The following is a 22619-nucleotide window of genomic DNA, read 5'->3' on the forward strand; positions in this document are numbered from 1 at the left end:
GCCGCGTGGGGGCATGGCATGATGGGCGCCTTGCCGGGCAGCTACACTTGACGCTGTTTTTCAGCCCGTGTTTCGCCCACGGCGCCGGCCGGTGTGTTCCGGCCGCCGTCCGCCTTCCGCGCCCCGCCACAGGAGAACATCTATGCTCAAAGGAAAAGTCGCAGTCGTCACCGGTTCCACCAGCGGGATCGGCCTGGGTATCGCCACCGCGCTGGCCGCGCAGGGCGCCGATATCGTCCTGAACGGCTTCGGCGACGCCGCCGAGATCGAAAAGGTGCGCGCCGGCCTGGCGGCCCAGCATGGCGTCAAGGTGCTGTATGACGGCGCCGACCTGTCCAAGGGCGAGGCCGTGCGCGGCCTGGTCGACAACGCAGTGCGCCAGATGGGCCGCATCGACATCCTGGTCAACAACGCCGGCATCCAGCACACCGCGCTGATCGAGGACTTTCCCACCGAAAAGTGGGATGCCATCCTGGCGCTGAACCTGTCGGCCGTGTTCCATGGCACCGCCGCCGCGCTGCCGCACATGAAGAAGCAGGGCTTCGGCCGCATCATCAACATCGCCTCGGCCCACGGCCTGGTGGCCTCGGCCAACAAGTCGGCCTACGTCGCCGCCAAGCACGGCGTGGTGGGCTTCACCAAGGTGACCGCGCTGGAAACCGCCGGCCAGGGCATCACCGCCAACGCCATCTGCCCGGGCTGGGTGCGCACCCCGCTGGTCGAAAAACAGATCTCGGCGCTGGCCGAAAAGAACGGCGTCGATCAGGAAACCGCCGCGCGCGAACTGCTCAGCGAAAAGCAGCCGTCGCTGCAGTTCGTCACGCCTGAACAACTGGGCGGCACGGCCGTCTTCCTGGCCTCCGATGCCGCCGCGCAAATCACCGGCACCACCGTCTCCGTCGATGGCGGCTGGACGGCGCGCTGATCAAAGGAATCTTCGAATGCTGTTTCTGCTTTCCCCCGCCAAGAAGCTGGACTACGACTCGCCGGTGCACGTCGAGACGCACACCCAGCCTTTGTTCGTGGACCAGGCCGCCGGCCTGATCAAGGTCCTGAAGACCAAGACCGCGGACGACATCGCCGAACTGATGAGCCTGAGCCCGGCACTGTCCGAGCTCAATGTGCAGCGCTATGCGCATTGGAAGCGCACCTTCACGCAGGCCAATTCGCGCCAGGCCGTGCTGGCCTTCAACGGCGACGTCTACGAGGGCCTGGAGGCTTCGACCCTGTCGGCCAAGCAACTGGACTGGGCCCAGGAACACGTGGCCATCCTCAGCGGCCTGTACGGCGTGCTGCGGCCGCTCGACCTGATGCAGCCGTACCGCCTGGAAATGGGCACGCGCCTGGAAACGCCCAAGGGCAAGAACCTGTACGAGTATTGGGGCAGCGGCATCGCCGAGTACCTGAACGAGCGCCAGGCCGGGCAGAAGGCGCCGGTCATCGTCAACCTGGCTTCCGAAGAGTATTTCAAGTCGGTCGACCTGAAGGCGCTCAAGGCGCGCGTGGTGCAGTGCGTGTTCCAGGACTGGAAGAACGGCGCCTGGAAGATCATCAGCTTTCACGCCAAGCGCGCGCGCGGCCTGATGGCGCGCTACGCCATCCTGCACAAGGTGTCCAAGCCCGAGGGCCTGCACGGCTTCGACCTGGAAGGCTACCAGTACGACGCCTCGGCCTCGACCGAGGACAAGCTGGTGTTCCGCCGCAAGCTCTGAACGGGACGCGGGTGCCACGCCAGGCCGGCCTCGAAAGGGCCGGCTTTTTTGCGCCCCGGCGAAGCGCGGCGGCTCGATTCAGGCCGGCGCCGCGACCGGCGGCGCGTGCTGCGGATCGGCCAGCGCCAGCAGTTCCTGGCGGATCATGTGCGCGGCCTTGATCATTTGCTTGACGGGATAGACCAGCGCCGCCTGCTCGCCTTCGGTGTCGAACTGCGTTGGCAGGTCGGCGGGCGCCTGCGCGCGGTTCTCGTCCAGCAGGTCGACCATGCCGGCCAGCGCCCGCTGCACCGCCTCGGGCGTGGCGGGCAGGGCCGCCAGGATGGGAATGGCGGCGGTGATCTGCGAGGCCAGCACGTGGTTCTGGATCAGCAGGTTGTTCAGTTCGGGCACGCTGACCTGGTGCGACTTGGGCTCGCTCATCATGCGGTAGAAGGCCTCGGCGAAATTGCTGAAGGCGATGTGCACGTTCTTGCGCGCCAGGCGCCAGGCCAGATCGGCGTCAGTGACCGCCGGGGTGGCGTCGGCGGCCGCGCCCACCGGGGCGCCATGCGCCTGCATCGCTTCCACGTAGCGCATGCCGGCCATCAGGTATTCGCGGTTGGCGCGGGTGGCCGCCGCCGCCAGCGGCTTGAGGTAGCGCGCCTCCCACCAGGGCAGGATGTAGCTGCACACCAGCGCCAGCGCGCAGCCGATCAGCGTGTCGATGGCGCGTTCGCCGATCACCGCCATCGACACCGTGCCGGGCGAGACGAAGTGAAACACCAGCACCACGAACAGGGTATTGAAGATGGCGCTGGCCATGTAGTTCAGCTGCACCATGCTGTTGCCCATGATGCAGGCGCCCAGCAGCACCGCGAACAGGATGGCGGGCTTGTCGGTGACGTTGAACAGCAGCAGCGCGCAGAGGCAGCCGATCAGCGTGCCCATCAGGCGCCAGCCATTGCGCTGGCGGGTCAGCGCGAAGCCCGGCTTCATGATGATGACGATGGTCAGCATGATCCAGTAGTTGTGCGCCGAGAACGCCGGCGACAGCCAGCGGCTGGCCAGCGTCATGGCGATGGCGGCCGCCGCCGTCACGCGCAGGGCGTAGCGAAAGTGCGGCGAGTCCAGGCGCAGGTTGCTGGTCAGCAGGCCGACCCGGAATTCCTGGCGCGAGATGAAGCGCGTCAGCGATTTGTTGATGCGCAGCACGTCGGTGGGCTTGGCGTGCGGCGAGGCGGCGGTGTGGTCGGCCAGCCGGTCGACGATGCGGGCCGAGTTGCGCAGCCGCCGCAGCACCTGCACGATCAGCGCCAGCATCTCGGGCTCGCGTTCGCCCAGGCCCTGCTGCTTGAGCTGCTCGATCTCGTATTCGATGGCGCGCAGTTCGGCCTTGGCGCTGCTGCGGTATTGCACCTTGCGGCCGCGCGACACGTCCAGCGCGATGCGGTTCAGCTCCAGCGACATCTTCACCAGCGCGTCGCGCATGAACATCAGGCAATCGTTGCCGGCCAGCGCGCGCCGCAGCGCGGCGTAGTCGGTGTGGGTGGCCACCAGCGTATCGAGCAGCTGCAGCATGTCGACGAACATGTTCCAGATCATCACGCGCTGGCGGTCGCCCAGGCCCTTGCCACGGGGCAGGGCGCGCAGCACCATGTCGCGCGCGGCCTGGTGCTTTTCGGTCATGACCGACTGCCGCTGGATCAGGTTGCGGTAGGCCTCGTCCAGGTCGGCGGTCTCATCGTAGAAGGCGGCGCGCGCGGCGACGTAGTCGGCCGTGGCGAACAGCGCCACCGACATCGCCTGTTGTTCCTCGCGCAGCCAGAACAAGCGTGAAAATCCCAGACTGAATGCCACGTAGAACAACGCGCCGCCCAGCGTCGCGGCGGCGTGCGCCAGCACCTCGTGCGGTTCCAGCGGCGAATGCATGGTCAACGTCATCAGCAGCAGGCCGGCAAAGCCGATCAGGCCGCCGCGCTTGCCGAACACCGTGAACATCGAATAGACGAAGCACTGCGCGATGACCACCAGCCAGATCAGCACCGGGTTGGTCGAGGCCAGGCCGGTGATGATGACGGTCAGCGTGCCCAGCGCGGCGCCGCCCAGCATCTCGTTGGTGCGGTGCCGTTGCGGCCCGCCGGGCTGGTCGATGATGGCCAGGCATTGCGCCCCGAAGGTGGCCACCAGGCCGGTGGTGTAGTGACCGAACAAGCCGCCCAGCACCAGGACCGGCAGCAGCATGCCGACGCCCTGCCGCACCCCGCCGAAGAAGTAGTGGCTGTAGAGAAAACGGCGAATGCTGGCAATGCGCAGATCCATGGGCGGCGGGACTCGAATCCGGGTGACGCGTCAAGTATAGAGAGGCCGGTCGTGTTTTAGGGGCCGGATGGTTACCAGACTTTCCCGCATGGCGCGGCGCGACTTCCGTGCAACGTCCGCGAAACCTCGATTTGCTACGTTTGACGCAACGCGGTAAATTGCTCCACTTGCGCCGGTCTGCCTATCCGAAACCGGCGCGATGAGGCGGATGGCCAGGGTCACCTCCCAGCCATCTTGCAGCAGACCTATTTGCCGTTGGCCGCGCCACAAGCGTGTGTTGCCAAGGCTTCCATTTCGACCTCCAGCGTCCCCCAGGGGCGTTTGCACTGCGTTCTGTCGAACGTATGTCGGGTCGGCAGGGTGTCCGGGTGGCGTGGCTCCGTGAGCCGCTAAGCGCCGGATCATGTTGCCGTAGCCGGCATGGGTTCCGTTGCCGCCGTATCCGGGCGCGCAGCAGTCAGGGTTGCAGGGCCGGTTTTGAAAGGAATGACAACATGGAAATGAATGGCGCCGATATCGTCGTGCGCTGCCTGGCCGATGAAGGCGTGGAACACGTTTTCGGCTACCCTGGCGGCGCGGTGCTCTACATCTACGACGCGATTTTCAAGCAGGACAAATTCCAGCATATCCTGGTTCGTCACGAGCAAGCCGCCGTGCACGCGGCCGATGCCTATTCGCGCTCGTCGCAGAAGGTCGGCGTCTGCATCGTGACCAGCGGTCCGGGCGTGACCAATGCCGTCACCGGCATCGCCACCGCCTACATGGACTCCATTCCCATGGTCATCATCAGCGGGCAGGTGCCCACTGCGGCCATTGGCGAGGACGCCTTCCAGGAATGCGACACCGTCGGCATCACCCGTCCCTGCGTCAAGCACAACTTCCTGGTGCGCGACGTCAAGGACCTGGCCGAAACCATGCGCCGCGCGTTCTACATCGCGCGCACCGGCCGTCCCGGTCCGGTGCTGGTGGACATCCCCAAGGACATCACCGTCGCGCAGTGCAAGTACACCCCGCCCAAGGGCGAGATCTCGATGCGTTCCTACGCGCCCGTCAACAAGGGCCACCAGGGGCAGATCAAGAAAGCCGTGCAGATGCTGCTGGCCGCCGAGCGGCCGATGATCTACACCGGCGGCGGGGTCATCCTGTCGAACGCCGCGCCCGAGCTGAACAAGCTCGTGTCGCAACTGGGCGCGCCCTGCACCAGCACCCTGATGGGCCTGGGCGGCTTCCCGGCCAGCAGCGGCCAGTTCGTGGGCATGCCCGGCATGCACGGCACTTACGAGGCCAACATGGCGATGCAGCACTGCGACGTGCTGCTGGCCATCGGCGCCCGTTTCGATGACCGCGTGATCGGCAATCCCAAGCACTTCGCCCAGAACGCCCGCAAGATTATCCATATCGATATCGACCCGTCGTCGATCTCCAAGCGCGTGCGCGTGGACGTCCCGATCGTCGGCAACGTCAAGGATGTGCTGGCTGACCTGAGCGCCCAGTACGAGGCCGCCTCGGCCGAGCACAAGCCGGCTTCCATCGCCAAGTGGTGGGAACAGGTCGAAGTCTGGCGCGGCAAGGAATGCCTCAAGTTTGCCAATTCGGACGAGGTCATCAAGCCGCAGTTCGTGGTGGAAAAGCTCTGGGAAGTGACCGGCGGCGACGCCTTCGTCACCTCCGACGTGGGCCAGCACCAGATGTGGGCCGCGCAGTACTACAAGTTCGACAAGCCGCGCCGCTGGATCAACTCCGGCGGCCTGGGCACCATGGGGGTGGGCCTGCCGTACGCCATGGGCGTGCAGATGGCCAATCCGGGTCATGACATCGCCGTGATCACCGGCGAGGCCTCGATCCAGATGAACATCCAGGAACTGTCGACCTGCGCCCAGTACCGCCTGACGCCCAAGATCGTCTGCCTGAACAACCGCTTCCTGGGCATGGTGCGGCAGTGGCAGCAGATCGACTACGGCTCGCGCTATTCCGAGTCGTACATGGATTCGCTGCCCGACTTCGTCAAGGTGGCCGAGGCCTACGGTCACGTGGGCCTGCGCATCGAGCGCCCGGCCGACGTCGAGCCGGCGCTGCGCGAAGCGTTCAAGAAACACAAGGAGCGCCTGGTCTTCCTGGACTTCATCACCGACCGCACCGAAAACGTGTGGCCGATGGTCAAGGCCGGCCGCGGGCTGACCGAAATGCTGCTCGGCTCTGAAGACCTGTAAGGAGGCCACCATGAAGCACGTGATTTCCGTCCTCCTCGAGAACGAGCCCGGCGCGCTGTCGCGCGTGGTCGGCCTGTTCTCGGCGCGGGGCTACAACATCGAGACCCTGACCGTGGCGCCCACCGAGGACGCCACGCTGTCGCGCATGACCATCGTCACGACCGGCTCGGACGAGGTCATCGAGCAGATCACCAAGCACCTGAACCGCCTGGTGGACGTGGTCAAGGTCGTGGACCTGACCGAAGGCGCGCACATCGAGCGCGAGCTGATGCTCGTGAAGGTGCGCGCGGTCGGCAAGGAACGCGAGGAAATGAAGCGCATGGCGGATATCTTCCGCGGGCGCATCATCGATGTGACCGACAAGTCCTACACCATCGAATTGACCGGGGTGCAGGAAAAAGTACAGGCCTTCCTGGAAGCCCTGGACCGCAGTGCCATCCTGGAAACCGTGCGCACCGGCGTGTCCGGCATCGGCCGCGGTGAACGGATTCTGAAGCTTTGACCGGCCTTCCAGGCCAAGCCGCACCCTACATACGAACCAACGAATATCCAAGATATCTGGAGCACCCCATGAAAGTTTTCTACGACAAAGACTGCGATCTCTCCCTCATCAAAGGCAAGACCGTTGCCATCATCGGCTACGGCTCGCAAGGCCACGCCCACGCCCAGAACCTGAATGACTCGGGCGTGAAGGTCATCGTCGGCCTGCGCAAGGGCGGCGCTTCGTGGGACAAGGCCGCCAACGCCGGCCTGCAGGTCAAGGAAGTGGCGGAAGCCGTCAAGTCGGCCGACATCGTCATGATGCTGCTGCCCGACGAGAACATCGCCTCGGTCTACAACAAGGAAGTGCACGCCAACATCAAGGCGGGCGCCGCCCTGGCCTTCGCCCACGGCTTCAACGTCCACTACGGCCAGGTCGTGCCGCGTGAAGACATCGACGTCATCATGATCGCCCCGAAGGCCCCCGGCCACACGGTGCGCAACACCTACAAACAGGGTGGCGGCGTGCCCCACCTGGTGGCCGTGTACCAGGACAAGTCGGGCGCCGCGCGCGACGTGGCCCTGTCGTACGCCAGCGCCAACGGCGGCGGCCGTGCCGGCATCATCGAAACCAACTTCCGTGAAGAAACCGAAACCGACCTGTTCGGCGAACAGGCCGTGCTGTGCGGCGGCACCGTCGAACTGATCAAGGCCGGTTTCGACACGCTGGTGGAAGCCGGCTACGCGCCCGAAATGGCGTACTTCGAGTGCCTGCACGAACTGAAGCTGATCGTCGACCTGATCTACGAAGGCGGCATCGCCAACATGAACTACTCGATTTCGAACAACGCTGAATTCGGCGAGTACGAGACCGGCCCGAAGATCGTCACCGACGAAACCCGCAAGGCCATGCGCCAGTGCCTGACGGACATCCAGACCGGCGAATACGCCAAGAAGTTCATCCTGGAAAACGCCGCCGGCGCCCCGACGCTGACCTCGCGCCGCCGCATCAACGCGGAATCGCAGATCGAAGTGGTGGGCGGCAAGCTGCGCGCCATGATGCCCTGGATCGCCGCCAACAAGCTGGTGGACAAGTCCAAGAACTGATTCCGGTTTCCGCGCGGGGTTTGCGCCCCGCGCGCGCCGGCCGAAAGCGGCATGCCTGGCGAGGGCATGCCGTTTTTATTTTCGCGGAAAGTGCGCGAAGGCGGGCGCGCCGCCGGGGCGCGGGCGGGCTTTGCGCGCCGGCGGGGCCGGATCGCGGCGGGCATGGCCCTTGCTGCGGCCCGTTGTGGGGCCAGATGAGTTAACCTTTCAATGTCTGTCGTAAGTAATTGAGACCATGCCCAATTTTTCCATGCGCGATTCCGAGAACCGCCACCGAAGCATCTACCTGCTGCCCAACGCATTCACCACCGCGGCGTTGTTCGCGGGGTTCTATGCCGTGGTGCAGGCCATGAACAACCGCTTCGAGGTCGCCGCCATCGCCATTTTCGTGGCCATGGTGCTGGACGGCATGGACGGTCGGGTGGCCCGCCTGACCAACACCCAATCGGCCTTCGGCGAGCAATACGATTCGCTGTCCGACATGACCTCGTTCGGCGTGGCGCCAGCGCTGGTGATGTACGAATGGATCCTGAACGACCTGGGCCGCTGGGGCTGGCTGGCGGCGTTCGTCTACGTGGCCGGGGCCGCGCTGCGCCTGGCGCGCTTCAATACCAATATCGCGGTGGTCGACAAGCGCTATTTCCAGGGCCTGCCGAGCCCGGCGGCCGCCGCATTGGTGGCCGGTTTCGTGTGGCTGGCCGTCGACAACAAGCTGCCGATCCACGACAGCGTGATGGCCTGGGTCGCGTTCACGCTGACCATGTACGCGGGCATCACCATGGTGTCCAACGCCCCGTTCTTCAGCGGCAAGAGCTTCGCCCTGGGCCGCAGCGTGCCGTTCTGGGGCATCCTGCTGGTGGTGGCGGTGTTCGTGTTCGTTTCCAGCGATCCCCCGGTGGTGCTGTTCGGCCTGTTCGTGCTGTACGGCTTTTCGGGCTGGGTCATCTGGGCCTGGCGCTGGAACCGCGCCCGCCGGCTGCAGCAGGAGCGCCGCGGCCAGTCGTCCTGAGCGCGACGCCCGCCAAACGAAAAACCCGCCTGATGAAGGCGGGTTTTTTCGTGGTGGATTCAGCGCCACATGAAGCGGTCATCGTCGTACATCGGGTCCGGACCGGGGTGGAAGTGGGTCAGCGAATTGCCGTCGCGGCCCATGTAGACGTACATCAGCGAATTCCAGACGCCGTTTTCCTTGTAGCGATATGACCACACGACTTCGCGCTTTTCGCCCAGGCCGGCTTCCTCGATGCGGGCGGGCGGCCCGAATTCGCAGCGCACCCGGTCGGGGCCCCATTGGCCCTGTTCCAGCACCTTGAAGTGGGCGTCGGTCAGCAGCGGCATGACGCGGTCGACGCGGCCGTCGGCGCCGACGTTGGCGCCCCAGGCATACTGGCCCATGGGTTGCTGCGTCCAGATCACGCGGCGGCCGCCGTTGGCTTGCGGGCATTCGAAGTTGGGGCGGCCGAACTGGGCCTGGACGTCGGCCAGCGGGGTGCCGGGGGCGACCTGGGCAAGATTGGCACAGGCGGCCAGGCCGGCCAGGGCCGCGGCGGCCAGGGTGGTGCGGGCAATTCTGTAATAATTTGACATATTATGGCTCCTGTTGCTTCCCGCGAGGGCGGCGGCGCGATGCCCGGCGGCGGGCCGGTGGCGTCACTGGGGTAATTCTAGCGAATCGGCTATAATCATCGGGCTTTATCAAGTGTATTGATTTTGCAAGATGCTTTGCGCCGGCAACGGGGCTGGGCTGGACATGCGGCAAACGGGGCGCCAAGCCTTGTCTTGCGGCACTTCCAGGGCAGCGCCTGAGCAGCAGTGAGAACGCAATAACGCTTATCGCCGGCCGCGATTTTTTTCCAAACCACGTCAGGGCGCCTCGGCCCTGTCGCATGTCCGAAGAGGTCATCAATGTCTGTAGCTGACATCAAGAAATCCGATATCGTTGCGCAGTTCCAACGCGCTCAAGGCGATACCGGCTCCCCCGAAGTCCAGGTGGCTCTGCTCACCGCCCGTATCAACGAACTGACCGGTCACTTCAAAGAACACATGAAGGACCATCACTCGCGCCGCGGTCTGCTGCGTATGGTCAGCCGTCGCCGCAAGCTGCTCGACTATCTCAAGGGCCGCAATCCCGATTCGTACCGCGCACTGATCGAAAAACTCGGTCTGCGCAAGTGATCGACGGGGCTGGCTCCCCATGACGCAACCGTGGTCGGTGCGACGCATGTCGCGACGGCCACGGTTTTTCATTTGTAAGGAATAATCGTCATGTTCAATAAAGTGACTAAATCGTTCCAGTACGGCCAGCATACGGTCGTCCTGGAAACCGGCGAAATTGCTCGCCAGGCCTCCGGCGCCGTGGTGGTGTCGATCGAGGACACCGTCGTCCTGGCCACTGTCGTGGCCTCCAAGAAGGCCAAGCCGGGCCAGACGTTCTTCCCGCTGACCGTCGACTACATCGAAAAGACCTACGCCGCCGGCCGCATCCCCGGTGGTTTCTTCAAGCGCGAAGGCAAGCCGTCCGAGAAGGAAACGCTGACCTCGCGCCTGATCGACCGTCCCCTGCGTCCGCTGTTCCCCGAAGACTTCTACAACGAAGTCCAGGTGGTCATCCACACGCTGTCGGTCAATCCTGAAATCGACCCCGACATCCCCGCGATGATCGGCGCCTCGGCCGCGCTGGCCATCTCCGGCATCCCCTTCAATGGCCCGATCGGCGCCGCCCGCGTGGGCTACATCGATGGCCAGTACGCCATCAACCCGACCGCATCGCAGCTGAAGTCCTCGAAGCTCGACCTGGTGGTCGCCGGCACCGAAAACGCCGTGCTGATGGTGGAATCGGAAGCTGACCAGCTGTCCGAGGAAATCATGCTGGGCGGCGTGGTCTACGGCCACGAGCAGATGCAGGCCGTCATCAACGCCATCCACGAACTGGTCAAGGACGCCGGCAAGCCCGATTGGGACTGGCAGCCGCCCGCCAAGGACGAGGCCCTGATCGCCGCCGTCACGTCGGCCGCCCAGGAAGGCCTGAACGCCGCCTACCAGATCCGCGAAAAGCAGGCCCGCACCACCAAGCTGCGTGAAGTCTACGCCGACGTGTCGGCCAAGCTGAACGCCGCCGCCGCCGAGAAGGGCGAGCCGGCGCCGGACGCCGTCACCGTCGACAACATCCTGTTCTCGCTGGAATCGGCCATCGTCCGTGGCCAGATCCTGAACGGCGAACCGCGTATCGACGGTCGCGACACCCGCACCGTGCGTCCCATCAGCGTGCGCCTGGGCGTGCTGCCGCGCGCGCACGGCAGCGCCCTGTTCACCCGTGGTGAAACCCAGGCGCTGGTCGTGGCCACGCTGGGCACCAAGCAGGACGAGCAGATCATCGACGCGCTCATGGGCGAGTACCGCGATCGCTTCATGCTGCACTACAACATGCCTCCGTTCGCCACCGGCGAAACTGGTCGCATCGGTGTGCCCAAGCGCCGCGAAATCGGCCACGGCCGCCTGGCCAAGCGCGCGCTGATCCCGCTGCTGCCGGCCCCGGAAGACTTCCAGTACACCATCCGCATCGTGTCGGAAATCACCGAGTCCAACGGCTCGTCGTCGATGGCTTCGGTCTGCGGCGGCTCGCTGGCCATGATGGACGCCGGCGTGCCGGTCAAGGATCACGTGGCCGGCGTGGCCATGGGCCTGATCCTGGACGGCGGCAAGTTCGCCGTGCTGACCGACATCCTGGGTGACGAAGATCACCTGGGCGACATGGACTTCAAGGTCGCGGGCACCGAAAACGGCGTCACCGCGCTGCAGATGGACATCAAGATCCAGGGCATCACCAAGGAAATCATGCAAGTGGCGCTGGCGCAAGCCCGCGAAGGCCGCCTGCACATCCTGGGCAAGATGAAGGAAGCGCTGGACGGTTCGCGTGGCGAGCTGTCGGCTTTCGCCCCGCGCATGCTGACCATCAAGATCAACCCCGAGAAGATCCGCGACGTGATCGGCAAGGGCGGCGCCACCATCCGCGCGCTGACCGAGGAAACCGGCACCCAGATCGACATCTCCGACGACGGCACGATCGTGATCGCCAGCGTCGACGAAGCGCAGGCCAAGGAAGCCCAGCGCCGCATCGTCGAGCTGACCGCCGACGTCGAAGTGGGCCAGGTCTACGAGGGCTCGGTGCTGCGCCTGCTGGACTTCGGCGCCATCGTGCAAGTGCTGCCGGGCCGCGACGGCCTGCTGCACATCTCGGAAATCGCCAACTACCGCATCGCCAACATCAACGATGTGCTGAAGGTCGGCCAGCAAGTCCGCGTCAAGGTCATCGAGGCCGACGACAAGGGCCGCCTGCGCCTGTCCATCAAGGCCATCGGTGGCATCGAGCAGCAGCAGCCCGCCGCTGAAGCCGCCCCGCAAGCGGAACCGCAAGCCGAGTAAGGCCTGCCTTTCCTGCTGGAGCAAACGGCGCCGCGAGGCGCCGTTTTTTTTGCCCGGGCGCGGCGCTGATTCATCTCCTTTCGTCTTTGAATCCCCGGTATCTCCCATCTTCGCGCGGCTTACGGTAAAGTCTTGCGCGTGACACGAGCGCCGGCGCGGCGCAAGCCGGCAAGGCGCCAACAGGGGGGATTCGGATGGATCGAGCATGACGCGAGGGCGAGGATTCGCCGCGGCGGCGGCCGTGCTGGCGGGGACGCTGCTGGCGGGATGCATGTCCGCTCCGGGACCGGGCCAGGGCTCGCCCAAGGGCGAGGGCATGTCGGCCGACCAACTGGTGCAGACCGATTTCAACCGTACCGTCACCTTGGAAGTGCGCGACAACCTCGCCAGCCTCTACAGCCTGCTGGACAAGCTCTACCGGCGCAATCCGCGTGAATGGCGCAAGACCGGCGCGCCGGATCACGCCACCGCGGTGGCGCGGGTCAAGCATGCGATCGAGGTGCGCATCCCGCCCGCCGACCTGGCCGGCCTGCACGACATCCAGATCCTGGCGGTGTCGCTCGATCCCAACTACAGCGGCGACCGGGTCGGGGCCTTCATCTACGGCCTGGCCGACACCATCATTGCCGCCCACAATGGCAAGACCCGCCTGTACGCCACCGACGCGCTGGACGGGCAGCGGGTCTACAATGCCGCACGGAACGTCGAGGCGGCGGCCTGGCTGCTGGCGTCGCGCCGCAACAACCAGGGCGAACCGCTGCTGCTGGCCAACGAGATGTCGCCGCAGGCCACCAACCTCAGTTTCGAGCGCGAGTTCGGCGCCATCATCGGCCGGCTCGACCTGATCGCCAACCTGCTTGGCGAGAACTCGCGGCGCATCGGCATCAACTATGCGCAAGGGCTATTGCTGTTCAATTTCCTGCCGGTGCGCTAACAGGATTTTTCCACCGTGATCGATATCGCTTCCATCCAGACCGCCCGCGAGAACCTGCGCGGCCAGGTGCTCAAGACCCCGTTCACCCTGTCGCGCACGCTGTCCGACATCTTCGGCGCCGAGATCTGGCTGAAATTCGAGAACCTGCAGTTCACCGCCAGCTTCAAGGAGCGTGGCGCGCTCAACCGCATGCTGACGCTGTCGGACGAGGAACGCCGCGCGGGCGTGATCGCCGTGTCGGCCGGCAACCACGCGCAGGGCGTGGCCTACCATGCGCAGCGCATGGGCGTGCCCGCCGTGATCGTGATGCCGCGCTTCACGCCCACGGTGAAGGTCGCCAACACGCGCCGCTTCGGCGCCGAGGTGGTGCTGGCCGGCGATACCTTCGACGACGCCAAGGCGCATGGCTACGAGCTGGCCAAGCAGCGCGGGCTGATCATGATCCATCCCTACGACGACGAGGCCGTGATCTCGGGCCAGGGCACCGTGGCGCTGGAGATGCTGGAAGACCAGCCGCAACTGGACACGCTGGTGATCGCCATCGGCGGCGGCGGGCTGATTTCGGGCATCGCCACCGCGGCCAAGGCGCTCAAGCCGGGCATCGAGATCATCGGGGTGCAGACCGAACGGTTTCCCGCCATGTACGCCGCGGTCAAGGGGGTGTCGATGCCCAACGGCCAATACACCATCGCCGAAGGCATCGCGGTCAAGTCGCCGGGTGGCTTGACGCAGCCGATCGTCAGCCAACTGGTCGATCACATCGAGCTGGTCAGCGAGGCCGACATCGAGCACGCCATTGTGGTGCTGCTGGAAATCGAGAAGACCGTGGTGGAAGGCGCGGGCGCGGCCGGCCTGGCGGCGCTGCTGCGCGCGCAGGAGGCCGGCAGCGAGCAATTCAAGGGCAAGCGCATCGGCCTGGTGCTGACCGGCGGCAACATCGACCCCTTGATGCTGGGCGAGCTGATCGAGCGCGGCATGGTGCGCGCCGGCCGCCTGGCCCGCATCCGCGTCGACCTGCGCGACCTGCCGGGCGCGCTGGCCCACGCCACCAAGCTGATCGCCGACGCCCAGGCCAATATCACCGAGGTGCATCACCAGCGCGCGTTCACCTCATTGCCGGTGCGCAACGTGGAAGTGGATTTCGTGTTGCAGACGCGCGGCCCGGAGCATATCCAGGAAGTGATCGACATCCTGAACGCGGCGGGTTTCGCGGCCAGCAACCACGATCATTGACTCAGGCGCGGCCCAGTTCCGGGTCGCGGCCCACCTGATTCTTCAGCCGGTACAGCCGCTCGCGATGCAAGGTCGCGGCCAGCGGTTCGGGCTCGCGCCCCAGCGCCACGTAGTCCGCCGGAATCTGCGCGATGGCCTCGCGCATGCGGTCGGCGCCGTCCTGCCACCATTGCGCCAGCATGCGGTCCGGGTTGTACACGTCCAGACCCTGCCGGCGCAGCTCCGAGCGATTGAAATCCTTCAGGTTCCAGGTCAGCACCTGCACCACGGGCGTTTGCGCCAGGCCGCAGCGGGCGCGGCGCGCCAGGCCGGCGGCGATGACGTGGAAGTCCTTGGGGTCGCTGTAACGCAGCGCGGCTTCGTAGACCTGGGTGTTGTGCTCGGCGGCCTGCGGAAAGCGGGCGTTCATCTCGGCCCAGAACTCGGCCATCACCTCGGGCGGGATGTCCCAGATGCGGCAGGCGTTGCGGCGCCATTCCTCGCCGATGCGTTCGGTCCAGACGGGCTGGAACACGCCGGCCTCGGCCAGGCGCAGCAGCAGGCGGCGCAGGATGCCGGACATGAGGACGCAGGCGTCCAGGACGATGAAGGGCGGGGGGGCGGTCGGAGTGGTCAAGGCTGGCAGTGTGTTCGCAGCGGCCGGGACGCGGCCGCGACCGTGCAGTGTAAGCGCATCCGCCGGAACTCCAGGCTTCACGGCTGCATCGCGACCTCCAGCGCGCGTTCCAGCGATGCCCGGATCATCTCGCCATGGCCGAACTGCGGGAAGGCTTCATAGCTGGCGTCGGCGCCCGCGAACCTCAGGCCCTGGGCCATTTCGCGCACGGCGGCGCGCGGATCCTCGCCCGCCGTGGGCATCGCACCGCCGGGCAGGGGACGGTTGGGATCGCGCGGCTTGGTGCCGACCAGGATGGCCACCCGCTTGCCAGCAGCCTTGCGGGCGTCAAACCGCCTCCATTCCCCGACCAACGCGCCGTCGTGCCACCAGGCCGAGGGGTCGCCGACGATGTAGCGGGCGAAGGCCTGCGGCTGCGTGAAGAGCACGTGCAGCGTGAAGAGCCCGCCGTACGAATGGCCCCACAGGTATTCGCGTTGCGGGTCGATGGCGGCGCGTTCGCGCACCAGCGGTTTCACTTTGGCGCGGATGAACTCCAGGAAAACGTCCGCGCCGCCGCCGACGCGGCCGCGCACCACGGGGTCGGGCACGGGTTTGCCATTCACGAATACCGGCGGCGTGTAGTCATAGGCCCGCGACACGACGTCGTTGCGGGTGTCGACGTCGTAGCCCAGCGCCACCAGCACCGGCGTGCGGCCCCGTCCCAGCGTGTCCAGGTCGGCTGGTGTCAACGTGGCCAGGGCGGCGTTGCCGTCCAGCATGTAGAGCACCGGGCTGCCCCCGCTGTCGGGCGCCTTTCTGGGGATGGCGATCTGGATGCGGTAGTGGCGCTTGCCGTCGTCCGAATCCAGATTGTGCGTTTCGTACCGGTACACCGCCGAGGGATGGTCGGCCACGGTTTCTCCCAGCAACTGCATGCCGGGGCGCGGCGGGGCGTCGGGCGTCGCCGCGGGCGCTTGCGCTTGCGCCGCCGTGGCCAGGATGCACGCCAGCACGGCGGCGGAAATCGGACGCGGGATCTTGTTTTTCATGGAAGGCCTACCAGGTGTAGTTCAGGTTCGCCGAGATATTGCGCCGCGCACCGTAGTAGCAACTGGCGCTGCCCGAGCAGCTTGCCAGATATTCCTTGTCGGTCAGGTTGCTGGCGTTGAGGGAGAATTTCAGGCCCTTCAGGCTGGGAGAGCGCGCGCCCAGATCGTAGCGGATGGCGGCGTCGATCAGATTCACCGAGGGGCTGCGGTACGCGTTGGCGGTGTCGCCGTAGCTGCTGCCGATATGGCGCAGGCCCGCGCCCAGGCTCAGGCCCGGGGCGATCTCCTGGGGCAGGCGATAGTCCGCCCACAGGTTGTAGCTGTGGCGCGGCACGCGCGGCAGTTCGTTGCCCTGCTCCGTGCCATTGCTCTTGGTGACTTCGCTGCGCATCAGCGTCGCCGAGGCGACGACCGTGATGTGGTCGCTCAGCGCGAAGTTTCCTTCCAGCTCCAGGCCGCGGACGCGGCCTTCGCCGGTCTGGACCTGGCACTGGCTGCCGTTGCACAAATGTGTGGGGTCCGGGTCTGGCGTGGTGATGTTCTGCTGCTTGATCTCATACGCGGAGAACGTGATCATGCTGCGCGAACCCGGCGGCTGGTACTTGATGCCGATCTCGGCCTGTTTGCCTTCGGTGGGTTTGAAGGGCCGATCCTCGTAGCCGACCCCGTTTACCGGTTCGAACGAGGTGGCATAGCTGGCGTAGGGCGCCAGGCCGTTATCGAACAGGTAGACCGCGCCGGCGCGCCATGTGGTGGCTTCGTCTTCGTAATGCGTCTTGGCGCCGGTGGCGCGCACCAGCGAGTTGTCCCGCGACCAGTCGTGCCGCACGCCCAGCGTGGCGGCCCACTGGCCCCAGCGGATCTGGTCCTGCGCGTAGATGCCGGTCTGCTCGCTGTCGCTGCGCCGGGTGGGCGTCATGGCGCCCATGACGACGGGGCTGCCGTAGACCGGGTCGAAGACGTCGAGCGATGAAGCCCTGCCTGACGCCTGCGCCACGCGGATGGTCTGGGCGCGATAGTCCAGGCCCGTGAGCAGAGTGTGTTCGGTGCGGCCCAGGCCGAAATCGAATTGGGCGTTGTTGTCGACCGTGAAGCCTTCCGAACGGATCTGGTTGCTGGACGCCGTGCGCCGCAGCGTGCGGCCGTCGGCCTGCAGGTCGCCCTGGCGCGAGACGCCTGCGTTGTCGGTATCGACTCGCATGTAGCGAAGTTTCTGGCCAAGCTTCACCTGGTCGGTCAGGGCGTGGCTGAATTCATAGCCGATCGCGTATTGGGTGCGATCGTAGCGGTTGAAGCCGGGTTCGCCCAGGAAGCGGCCAGAGCCGAAGCGGCCATGGTCCGTCGCATAATAGGTGCCATGGGAAGGCAGGAACTGGTAGGTGCTGCCGCCGCGGTCCTGCTGATAGTTGGCCAGCAGGGTCACCGAGGTGCGGGCTGACGGCCGCCAAGTCAGGCTGGGTGCCAGCATCACGCGGTTCAGCTTGACGTAGTCGACCTGGGTGTCGGAGTGGTAGGCGGTGCCCACCACGCGGTACAGCCATTCGCCGGATTCGTCCATCGGCCCGCTGACGTCGGCGTTCAGGCGCGCCAGACCGTAGTTGTCGATGCCGACCCCGATCTCGCCGCGCGCGTAATCGGTGGGCCGCTTGCTCACCGCGTTGACGAGCCCCCCGGGCGCGATCTGGCCGTACAGCACCGACGAGGGGCCGCGCAGTATTTCGACCCGCTCCAGGCCGAAGCCGTCGAACTGGGTGGCCGAGGCGGTGGCGCCGCTGCTGCTGCCCGGCGGACGCAGGCCGTCCAGGTAGAGGTTGTTGGCGAAGCTGCCCGTGCGGAAGCCGCGCACGGAAATCTCGTCGACGCGGCTGTCCACGCCATACGAGCCGACCGACACGCCGGCGCTGTAGCGCAGGGCTTCGGCAGTGTTCTTTGCTCCTATCATGTCCATCAGTTCGCGGTTGACCACGGACACGGATTGCGCGGTCTCGATGAGTGGCGTGCCGGTCTTGGTGCCCACACTGCTGTCGAGCGCCAGCGGGCCGATGTCGCCCATGCCCTGGCCGGTCACCGTCACGCTGGGCAGCAGGGCCGGGCCTGCGCCCACGGGTTCGGGCGCGCGTTCGATGCGGTATCCCTCGCCATTGGCGTTGGGCACCGCGCGCAGATCGCTGCCTCGCAGCAACTGCCGCAGCGCGTCCGTCACCGATCCCTGCAGGTGCATGGCAGGCGCCTGTTTGCCTGCCGTGAGCGGCGGGGCGCTGATGATGGTGATGCGAGCGGCTTGGCCCAGCCGCAGGAGCGCGTCCTGCAAGGAAGATGCCGGCAGCGTGATATCCACGGCGGCGTTTTCCGCTGCCCGCGCGGGCGCCGTCGCGGCGAGCGCGACGGCGCACAGAAGCAGGCAGAGCGTGGCTGGCTTGAAGCGGCGGATTCGGCCGCCCTCGGGAGGGAATCGTTGGGACATCGGTATGGGTTCTTCGGTTGGGACCCGCGCAGCGGGTTTCAACTTGTCCTAACGAGCGGGCGCCGGGAATCTGCCGAAAACTTACATTTTGTTTCTCATCATGCCGGTTCCACGCGAACCCAGTAGCGCGTGCGGTATCGCACCCGCAGGCCCAGCGTGATGGCCAGCGCCTCCAGGACCTGGTCCGTGTCCTGGAGGCGAAAACTGCCGTTCACGCGCAGGGCGGCCACGCGCTCGTCGCACTGGATCAGGCCCGGCCGATAGCGCGCCAATTCTTCGGCAAACGCCTCCAGCGGCATATCCTCAGCGATCAACATGCCGTGCACCCAGGCGAACTCGCGCCCGGCCCAGCCTGTTTCGTGCTCGATGCGGTGCGCCGAGAAGCGGCGCACGTCGCCAGCGCGCAGGGTCAGGCCGAGATCGCCTCGGGTGGTGAGAACGGCCTGCCCCGCATCGAGCGCCACGCGGGTCAATGGGCCTTGCGTGCGCACCACCAGGTGAGCGCGCGCCGGCACGATACAGCCGCCGCGCGTCAGCACGCGCAGCGCCGAGTCCGCGGCGCGGGTATCCAGCATGATCTCGCCGTCGTGCAGTTCGATGTCCAGGCGGCCTCCGTCCTGCCTCAGGTCCAGCGCAGTGCCGGTATTCATCATCAGCGTCACCGAGTCGTTCAGCGTCAGGCTGCGCTGTTCGCCGGTGGCGCTGCGGTAGGCCGCGAGCCAGCCCGCCTCCCGGGCCTGGCGATAGAGCTGCGGGCCGCCCACTGCAATGCCCGCGCCGGCCGCCAGCAACTTGAGCGTGCGCCGGCGCGTGTGGCGAAAGTCGATGGCACCGAGCGCGGCGGCAGCGGCATCGCCGCTTGCGGGCACGGCATCCTGCAATAGTTCGAAGCGCCGCCAGACCTCGGCGTGCGCGGGCGAAGCTTCGTACCAGCGCTGCCAGGCCTGACGCGTGGCGGCGCTGCCGTCCTGTTCCAGGCGCACCAGCCAGCCCGCGGCCTGCGCGACTACGTCAGATGGGCGTCTAGACATCGAGCGCGTGATAAAGGCGTTGCCAACCCTGGACCATGTCTTTCTGCACCATGTTGACCGTGATTTGCAGGCGGTCCGCGATCGCTTCGTAGGGCAGGCCCTGGAGGCGCGCCAGCAGGAACACCTCGCGCATGCGCCACGGCATGCGGTCCAGCGCCGCGCACACGGCCAGCAGTTGCTGCGACACCTGGGCCAGCATTTCGGGCGACGGCGAGAGTGGCTCGGGCTGTTGCGCCAACGCGGCCAGGTAAGCGGCCTCCAGCTCACGGCGCCGGTGGCGGTCGATCAGCAGGCGGCGGGCGATGGCGGCCAGATAGCCGCGGTTCCAGCCGCGTGGTTCCAGGTAGGTCTGGCGCAGCAGGCGTTCGAAGGTGTCCTGCACCAGATCCCAGGCGTCGGCCGGGTGTCCGCCCGTCTGGCGCCGCATGAAGGCGAACAGCCAAGCGTGGTGCTCGCGGTACATCGACGCGACCACGTTGCGGTCGACCGCCCCGGGAGTTGAAGGCGCTTCCACGTTGAAGAAGAATATATGCGAATAAGAATCAGACTCAATTCTAACTGTTGCATGCATGCCTGGGAAGCAGGCACGGGCCGGACGTTCGCTGGGATGATGAGTGCGGTGGCGGCAAAGGGCGCGCAAGCGCTGGCCGGTGGTGGCTCAGGGGTGGTGCCCGAGACCGGAATCGAACCGGTACGGCCTCGCGGCCGAGGGATTTTCGTACCACTTCGGCTTTCGCCGCCGGCGCGCGGAGCGCCGTTCGTGGTCTGGAGCACGCCTTCACCATAGCCTTGCGGCCTTAGGTGCCCGCCGTCTGCTCTCTACACCTTCCCGGTTCTTTCGATCCGGGCTTGGCTCGGCGTTGGCTCGGAACAAGTCCAGGGCATTCGCCGAGTTTGACGGGCTACACCTCTGGAGTTTCCTCCGGAGGGCTCAAATGGATTCAAGTCCCTTGTGTCTACCAATTTCACCACTCGGGCATTGGGGTTCCGACAGGAAACCGCAATGGGATACCTGGGTGTGCGGCGCGAGCGCGCAGCGGTATCCGGCGGGCGTGACTATACCACTCGCGGGCGGGCGGCCCGTCATGCAAGGCCGCCGCTGTGGAACACTCAGCCGATGAAACGCACCGTCTGGCGGGCGCGTTCGTCCACCTCCAGGGTGAAGACGTCGGGCCGCGCGTAGTGGCCGACCACGTCGAAGTCGTAGCGCGCGCGCACCAGTTCGTCGACATCGATGGTCGCCGTCAGCAGGCCGGTCTGGCCGTGCAGCGGGCCTGCCAGGACGTCGCCCAGCGGCCCGACGATGAGCGAGCCGCCGTTGATGAGCGGGCGCTGCGGATCCCAGCCGGGCACGTCCAGGCCCAGTTCGGCGGGCGAAGGCTGCACCTGGCAGGCGCTGATGACGAAGCAGCGGCCTTCGTGGGCGATGTGGCGCATCGAGCATTGCCAGATGTCGCGTTCGTCAACGGTGGGCGCGCACCAGATCTGCACGCCCTTGGCGTACATGGCGGTGCGCAGCAGCGGCATGTGATTTTCCCAGCAGATGGCGCCGCCGACGCGGCCCGCGGCCGTTTCCAGCACGGGCAGGGTCGAGCCGTCGCCCTGGCCCCAGATCAGGCGTTCGGTGCCGGTGGGCATCAGCTTGCGGTGCCTGGTGGCCAGGCCGGTGGCGGGATCGAAGTACAGCGCGGTGCAGTACAGCGTGCTGCCGGCGCGTTCGATCACGCCGATCACCAGGCTGGCGCCGGTGCGTTGCGACAGCGCGGCCAGCGCGTCGGTCTCGGGGCCGGGCACGTCGATGGCGTTCTGGTAGTAGCGGGCGTAGGCCTCGCGGCCTTCGGGCAGGCGGTAGCCCAGGCGGGTGCCGAAGATCTCGCCCTTGGGGTAGCCGCCCAGCAGGGCTTCGGGCATGACCACCAGAGCGGCGCCCGAGGCGCTGATCCCGGCCTCGAAGGCCAGGATCCGTTCCAGGGTGGCGTCCTTGCCTTCGGGCGAGGCGCCGATCTGCAGCGCGGCGACGGTGGTGGCGGTCATGGGGGTTCCTTTTTCACTGGGGAGTCGATGCGTCCTAGTGTCGGGGGCGGCCTAAAATCAATCAATCCTGCCTGGCGATAAATGATATGAACCAGATCGATATCGAGTCGACCGACCTGAACCTGCTCAAGGTGTTCGAGGCGATCTACGACGAGGGCGGCGCGGGCCGCGCCGCGCTGCGCCTGGGGGTGACCCAGTCGGCGGTCAGCGCGGCGCTGGCGCGGCTGCGCGTGCTCTATGCCGACCCGCTGTTCGTGCGCACCGGGCGTGGCCTGTCGCCCAGCCTGCGGGCGCGCGAGCTGCGGCCGATCATTGGCGAGGCGCTGGACAAGTGCCGGCAGAGCCTGTCGCTGGCCCGGCCGGGCGCGGCGGGGTTCGGCGGCCGCTCGGTCACGCTGGGCCTGTCCGACGATTTCGAGATCGCGCTTGGACGCGAGGCGATCGCGGCGCTGGCCGTGGCGGCGCCGGGACTGAGATTGATCTTCCGCCAGACCCACAGCCGCGTGGCCGCCGACATGCTGATGGCGCGCGAGGTCGACCTGGTGATCGCATCCGGCGGCCTGACCGCGCCGGCGTTGCAGCGCGTCACCGTGGGACAGGGGGGCTATGCTTGCCTGGTGGATCCGGCCAGCCTGGTGCCGGGCCAGGATGCGTTGTCGGTGGAGGATTTCACCCGGCGTCCGCACGTGCTGGTGTCGTCGGGCGGCTTCATCGGCGTGGTCGATGAAGTGCTGCATGGCCTGGGCCTGAGCCGCCGGGTGCTGGCGTCCACCACGCACTTCTCGGCGTTGGCGTTCCTGTTGCGCGGCGGTGATGCGCTGGCCACCTTGCCGGCGCATGCGGCGCGCGGGCTGGCGGCGGTCGCCGGACTGCGGCGGCTGCCGTGCCCGATTGCCATGCCGGACTACGCCATCGAAATGGGCTGGCGCGCCGATGCGCTGCGCGACGAGGCGGTGGCGGTGGCGCGCCGCTGCCTGTTGGGCTTGCTGCAGGGCTACGGTTGGGTGACCGCGCCGGCGCTGCCCGAGTGATCGCCGGCATCGT

General features: G+C 66.6%; 19 protein-coding genes. 11 read left to right on the top strand and 8 right to left on the bottom strand.

Annotated elements, in window-relative coordinates; all coding sequences use genetic code 11:
- Positions 1-142 precede the first annotated feature (142 nt).
- The gene (locus HV742_RS00120; RefSeq protein ID WP_049071820.1) at positions 143-925 is read left to right on the top strand and encodes a 3-hydroxybutyrate dehydrogenase; all 783 of its coding nucleotides are present in this window, start codon (positions 143-145) and stop codon (positions 923-925) included.
- A gap of 16 nt (positions 926-941) precedes the next feature.
- Entirely contained in the window at positions 942-1712 is a 771-nt protein-coding gene (yaaA, locus tag HV742_RS00125) for a peroxide stress protein YaaA (protein ID WP_059269446.1), read from the top strand.
- 78 nt (positions 1713-1790) lie between these two features.
- Here the strand turns inward: yaaA and HV742_RS00130 are convergent, their stop codons facing one another.
- A complete protein-coding gene (locus HV742_RS00130; RefSeq protein WP_175144250.1) occupies positions 1791-4013 on the bottom strand; it encodes an FUSC family protein in 2223 nt (740 codons plus the stop codon).
- 440 nt (positions 4014-4453) lie between these two features.
- Here HV742_RS00130 and HV742_RS00135 point away from each other — a divergent pair, with 440 nt between their 5' ends.
- The 4 genes from HV742_RS00135 (at position 4454) to pssA (ending at position 8819) form a co-directional block, all read left to right on the top strand.
- Positions 4454-6223: an acetolactate synthase 3 catalytic subunit gene (locus HV742_RS00135; protein WP_278990212.1), complete on the top strand. Its 1770-nt coding sequence runs from the start codon at positions 4454-4456 to the stop codon at positions 6221-6223.
- Between the two features lie 10 nt (positions 6224-6233).
- Entirely contained in the window at positions 6234-6725 is a 492-nt protein-coding gene (gene ilvN, locus HV742_RS00140; protein WP_006389117.1) for an acetolactate synthase small subunit, read from the top strand.
- Positions 6726-6793: 68 nt separating this feature from the next.
- On the top strand, positions 6794-7810 hold the full coding sequence (ilvC, locus tag HV742_RS00145) for a ketol-acid reductoisomerase (RefSeq protein WP_049071830.1): 1017 nt from the start codon (positions 6794-6796) through the stop codon (positions 7808-7810).
- Positions 7811-8045: 235 nt separating this feature from the next.
- The gene (pssA, locus tag HV742_RS00150) at positions 8046-8819 is read left to right on the top strand and encodes a CDP-diacylglycerol--serine O-phosphatidyltransferase (protein WP_006389119.1); all 774 of its coding nucleotides are present in this window, start codon (positions 8046-8048) and stop codon (positions 8817-8819) included.
- A gap of 59 nt (positions 8820-8878) precedes the next feature.
- On the opposite strand, the gene HV742_RS00155 is transcribed toward pssA, so the two are convergent.
- A complete protein-coding gene (locus HV742_RS00155) occupies positions 8879-9397 on the bottom strand; it encodes a hypothetical protein (RefSeq protein WP_049071833.1) in 519 nt (172 codons plus the stop codon).
- A 318-nt stretch (positions 9398-9715) separates the two neighbouring features.
- Here HV742_RS00155 and rpsO point away from each other — a divergent pair, with 318 nt between their 5' ends.
- The 4 genes from rpsO (at position 9716) to HV742_RS00175 (ending at position 14399) form a co-directional block, all read left to right on the top strand.
- Positions 9716-9985 carry a 30S ribosomal protein S15 gene (gene rpsO, locus HV742_RS00160; protein WP_006223612.1) on the top strand — a complete coding sequence of 90 codons (270 nt, stop codon included), beginning with the start codon at positions 9716-9718 and terminating at the stop codon, positions 9983-9985.
- 90 nt (positions 9986-10075) lie between these two features.
- Positions 10076-12232: a polyribonucleotide nucleotidyltransferase gene (gene pnp, locus HV742_RS00165; protein ID WP_049071836.1), complete on the top strand. Its 2157-nt coding sequence runs from the start codon at positions 10076-10078 to the stop codon at positions 12230-12232.
- A 205-nt stretch (positions 12233-12437) separates the two neighbouring features.
- Positions 12438-13166 carry a hypothetical protein gene (locus HV742_RS00170; protein ID WP_049071840.1) on the top strand — a complete coding sequence of 243 codons (729 nt, stop codon included), beginning with the start codon at positions 12438-12440 and terminating at the stop codon, positions 13164-13166.
- Between the two features lie 15 nt (positions 13167-13181).
- The gene (locus HV742_RS00175; RefSeq protein ID WP_049071842.1) at positions 13182-14399 is read left to right on the top strand and encodes a threonine ammonia-lyase; all 1218 of its coding nucleotides are present in this window, start codon (positions 13182-13184) and stop codon (positions 14397-14399) included.
- 1 nt (position 14400) lies between these two features.
- On the opposite strand, the gene HV742_RS00180 is transcribed toward HV742_RS00175, so the two are convergent.
- From HV742_RS00180 to HV742_RS00205, 6 genes are all read right to left on the bottom strand, one after another.
- On the bottom strand, positions 14401-15024 hold the full coding sequence (locus HV742_RS00180; RefSeq protein ID WP_437340577.1) for a PIN domain-containing protein: 624 nt from the start codon (positions 15022-15024) through the stop codon (positions 14401-14403).
- A 68-nt stretch (positions 15025-15092) separates the two neighbouring features.
- Positions 15093-16046, bottom strand: coding sequence for an alpha/beta hydrolase (locus HV742_RS00185; protein WP_175144253.1), 954 nt, complete (start codon positions 16044-16046; stop codon positions 15093-15095).
- A 7-nt stretch (positions 16047-16053) separates the two neighbouring features.
- Positions 16054-18510, bottom strand: coding sequence for a TonB-dependent siderophore receptor (locus tag HV742_RS00190; RefSeq protein ID WP_175144254.1), 2457 nt, complete (start codon positions 18508-18510; stop codon positions 16054-16056).
- A 98-nt stretch (positions 18511-18608) separates the two neighbouring features.
- Positions 18609-19541 carry a DUF4880 domain-containing protein gene (locus tag HV742_RS00195; RefSeq protein WP_175144255.1) on the bottom strand — a complete coding sequence of 311 codons (933 nt, stop codon included), beginning with the start codon at positions 19539-19541 and terminating at the stop codon, positions 18609-18611.
- Positions 19534-20055 (bottom strand): RNA polymerase sigma factor, encoded by a 522-nt coding sequence (locus HV742_RS00200; RefSeq protein ID WP_254600893.1) that lies wholly within the window; start codon positions 20053-20055, stop codon positions 19534-19536. The genes HV742_RS00195 and HV742_RS00200 overlap by 8 nt, the downstream gene beginning before the upstream one ends.
- Before the next feature lie 596 nt (positions 20056-20651).
- Entirely contained in the window at positions 20652-21575 is a 924-nt protein-coding gene (locus tag HV742_RS00205; protein WP_175144256.1) for a carbon-nitrogen hydrolase family protein, read from the bottom strand.
- Between the two features lie 86 nt (positions 21576-21661).
- Between HV742_RS00205 and HV742_RS00210 the strand changes: the two genes are divergently transcribed.
- Entirely contained in the window at positions 21662-22606 is a 945-nt protein-coding gene (locus HV742_RS00210) for a LysR substrate-binding domain-containing protein (RefSeq protein ID WP_175144257.1), read from the top strand.
- The last annotated feature ends 13 nt before the right edge of the window (positions 22607-22619 follow it).

This window comes from Achromobacter ruhlandii (assembly GCF_902859695.1).
GTDB classification, from domain to species: Bacteria; Pseudomonadota; Gammaproteobacteria; order Burkholderiales; family Burkholderiaceae_B; genus Achromobacter; species Achromobacter ruhlandii.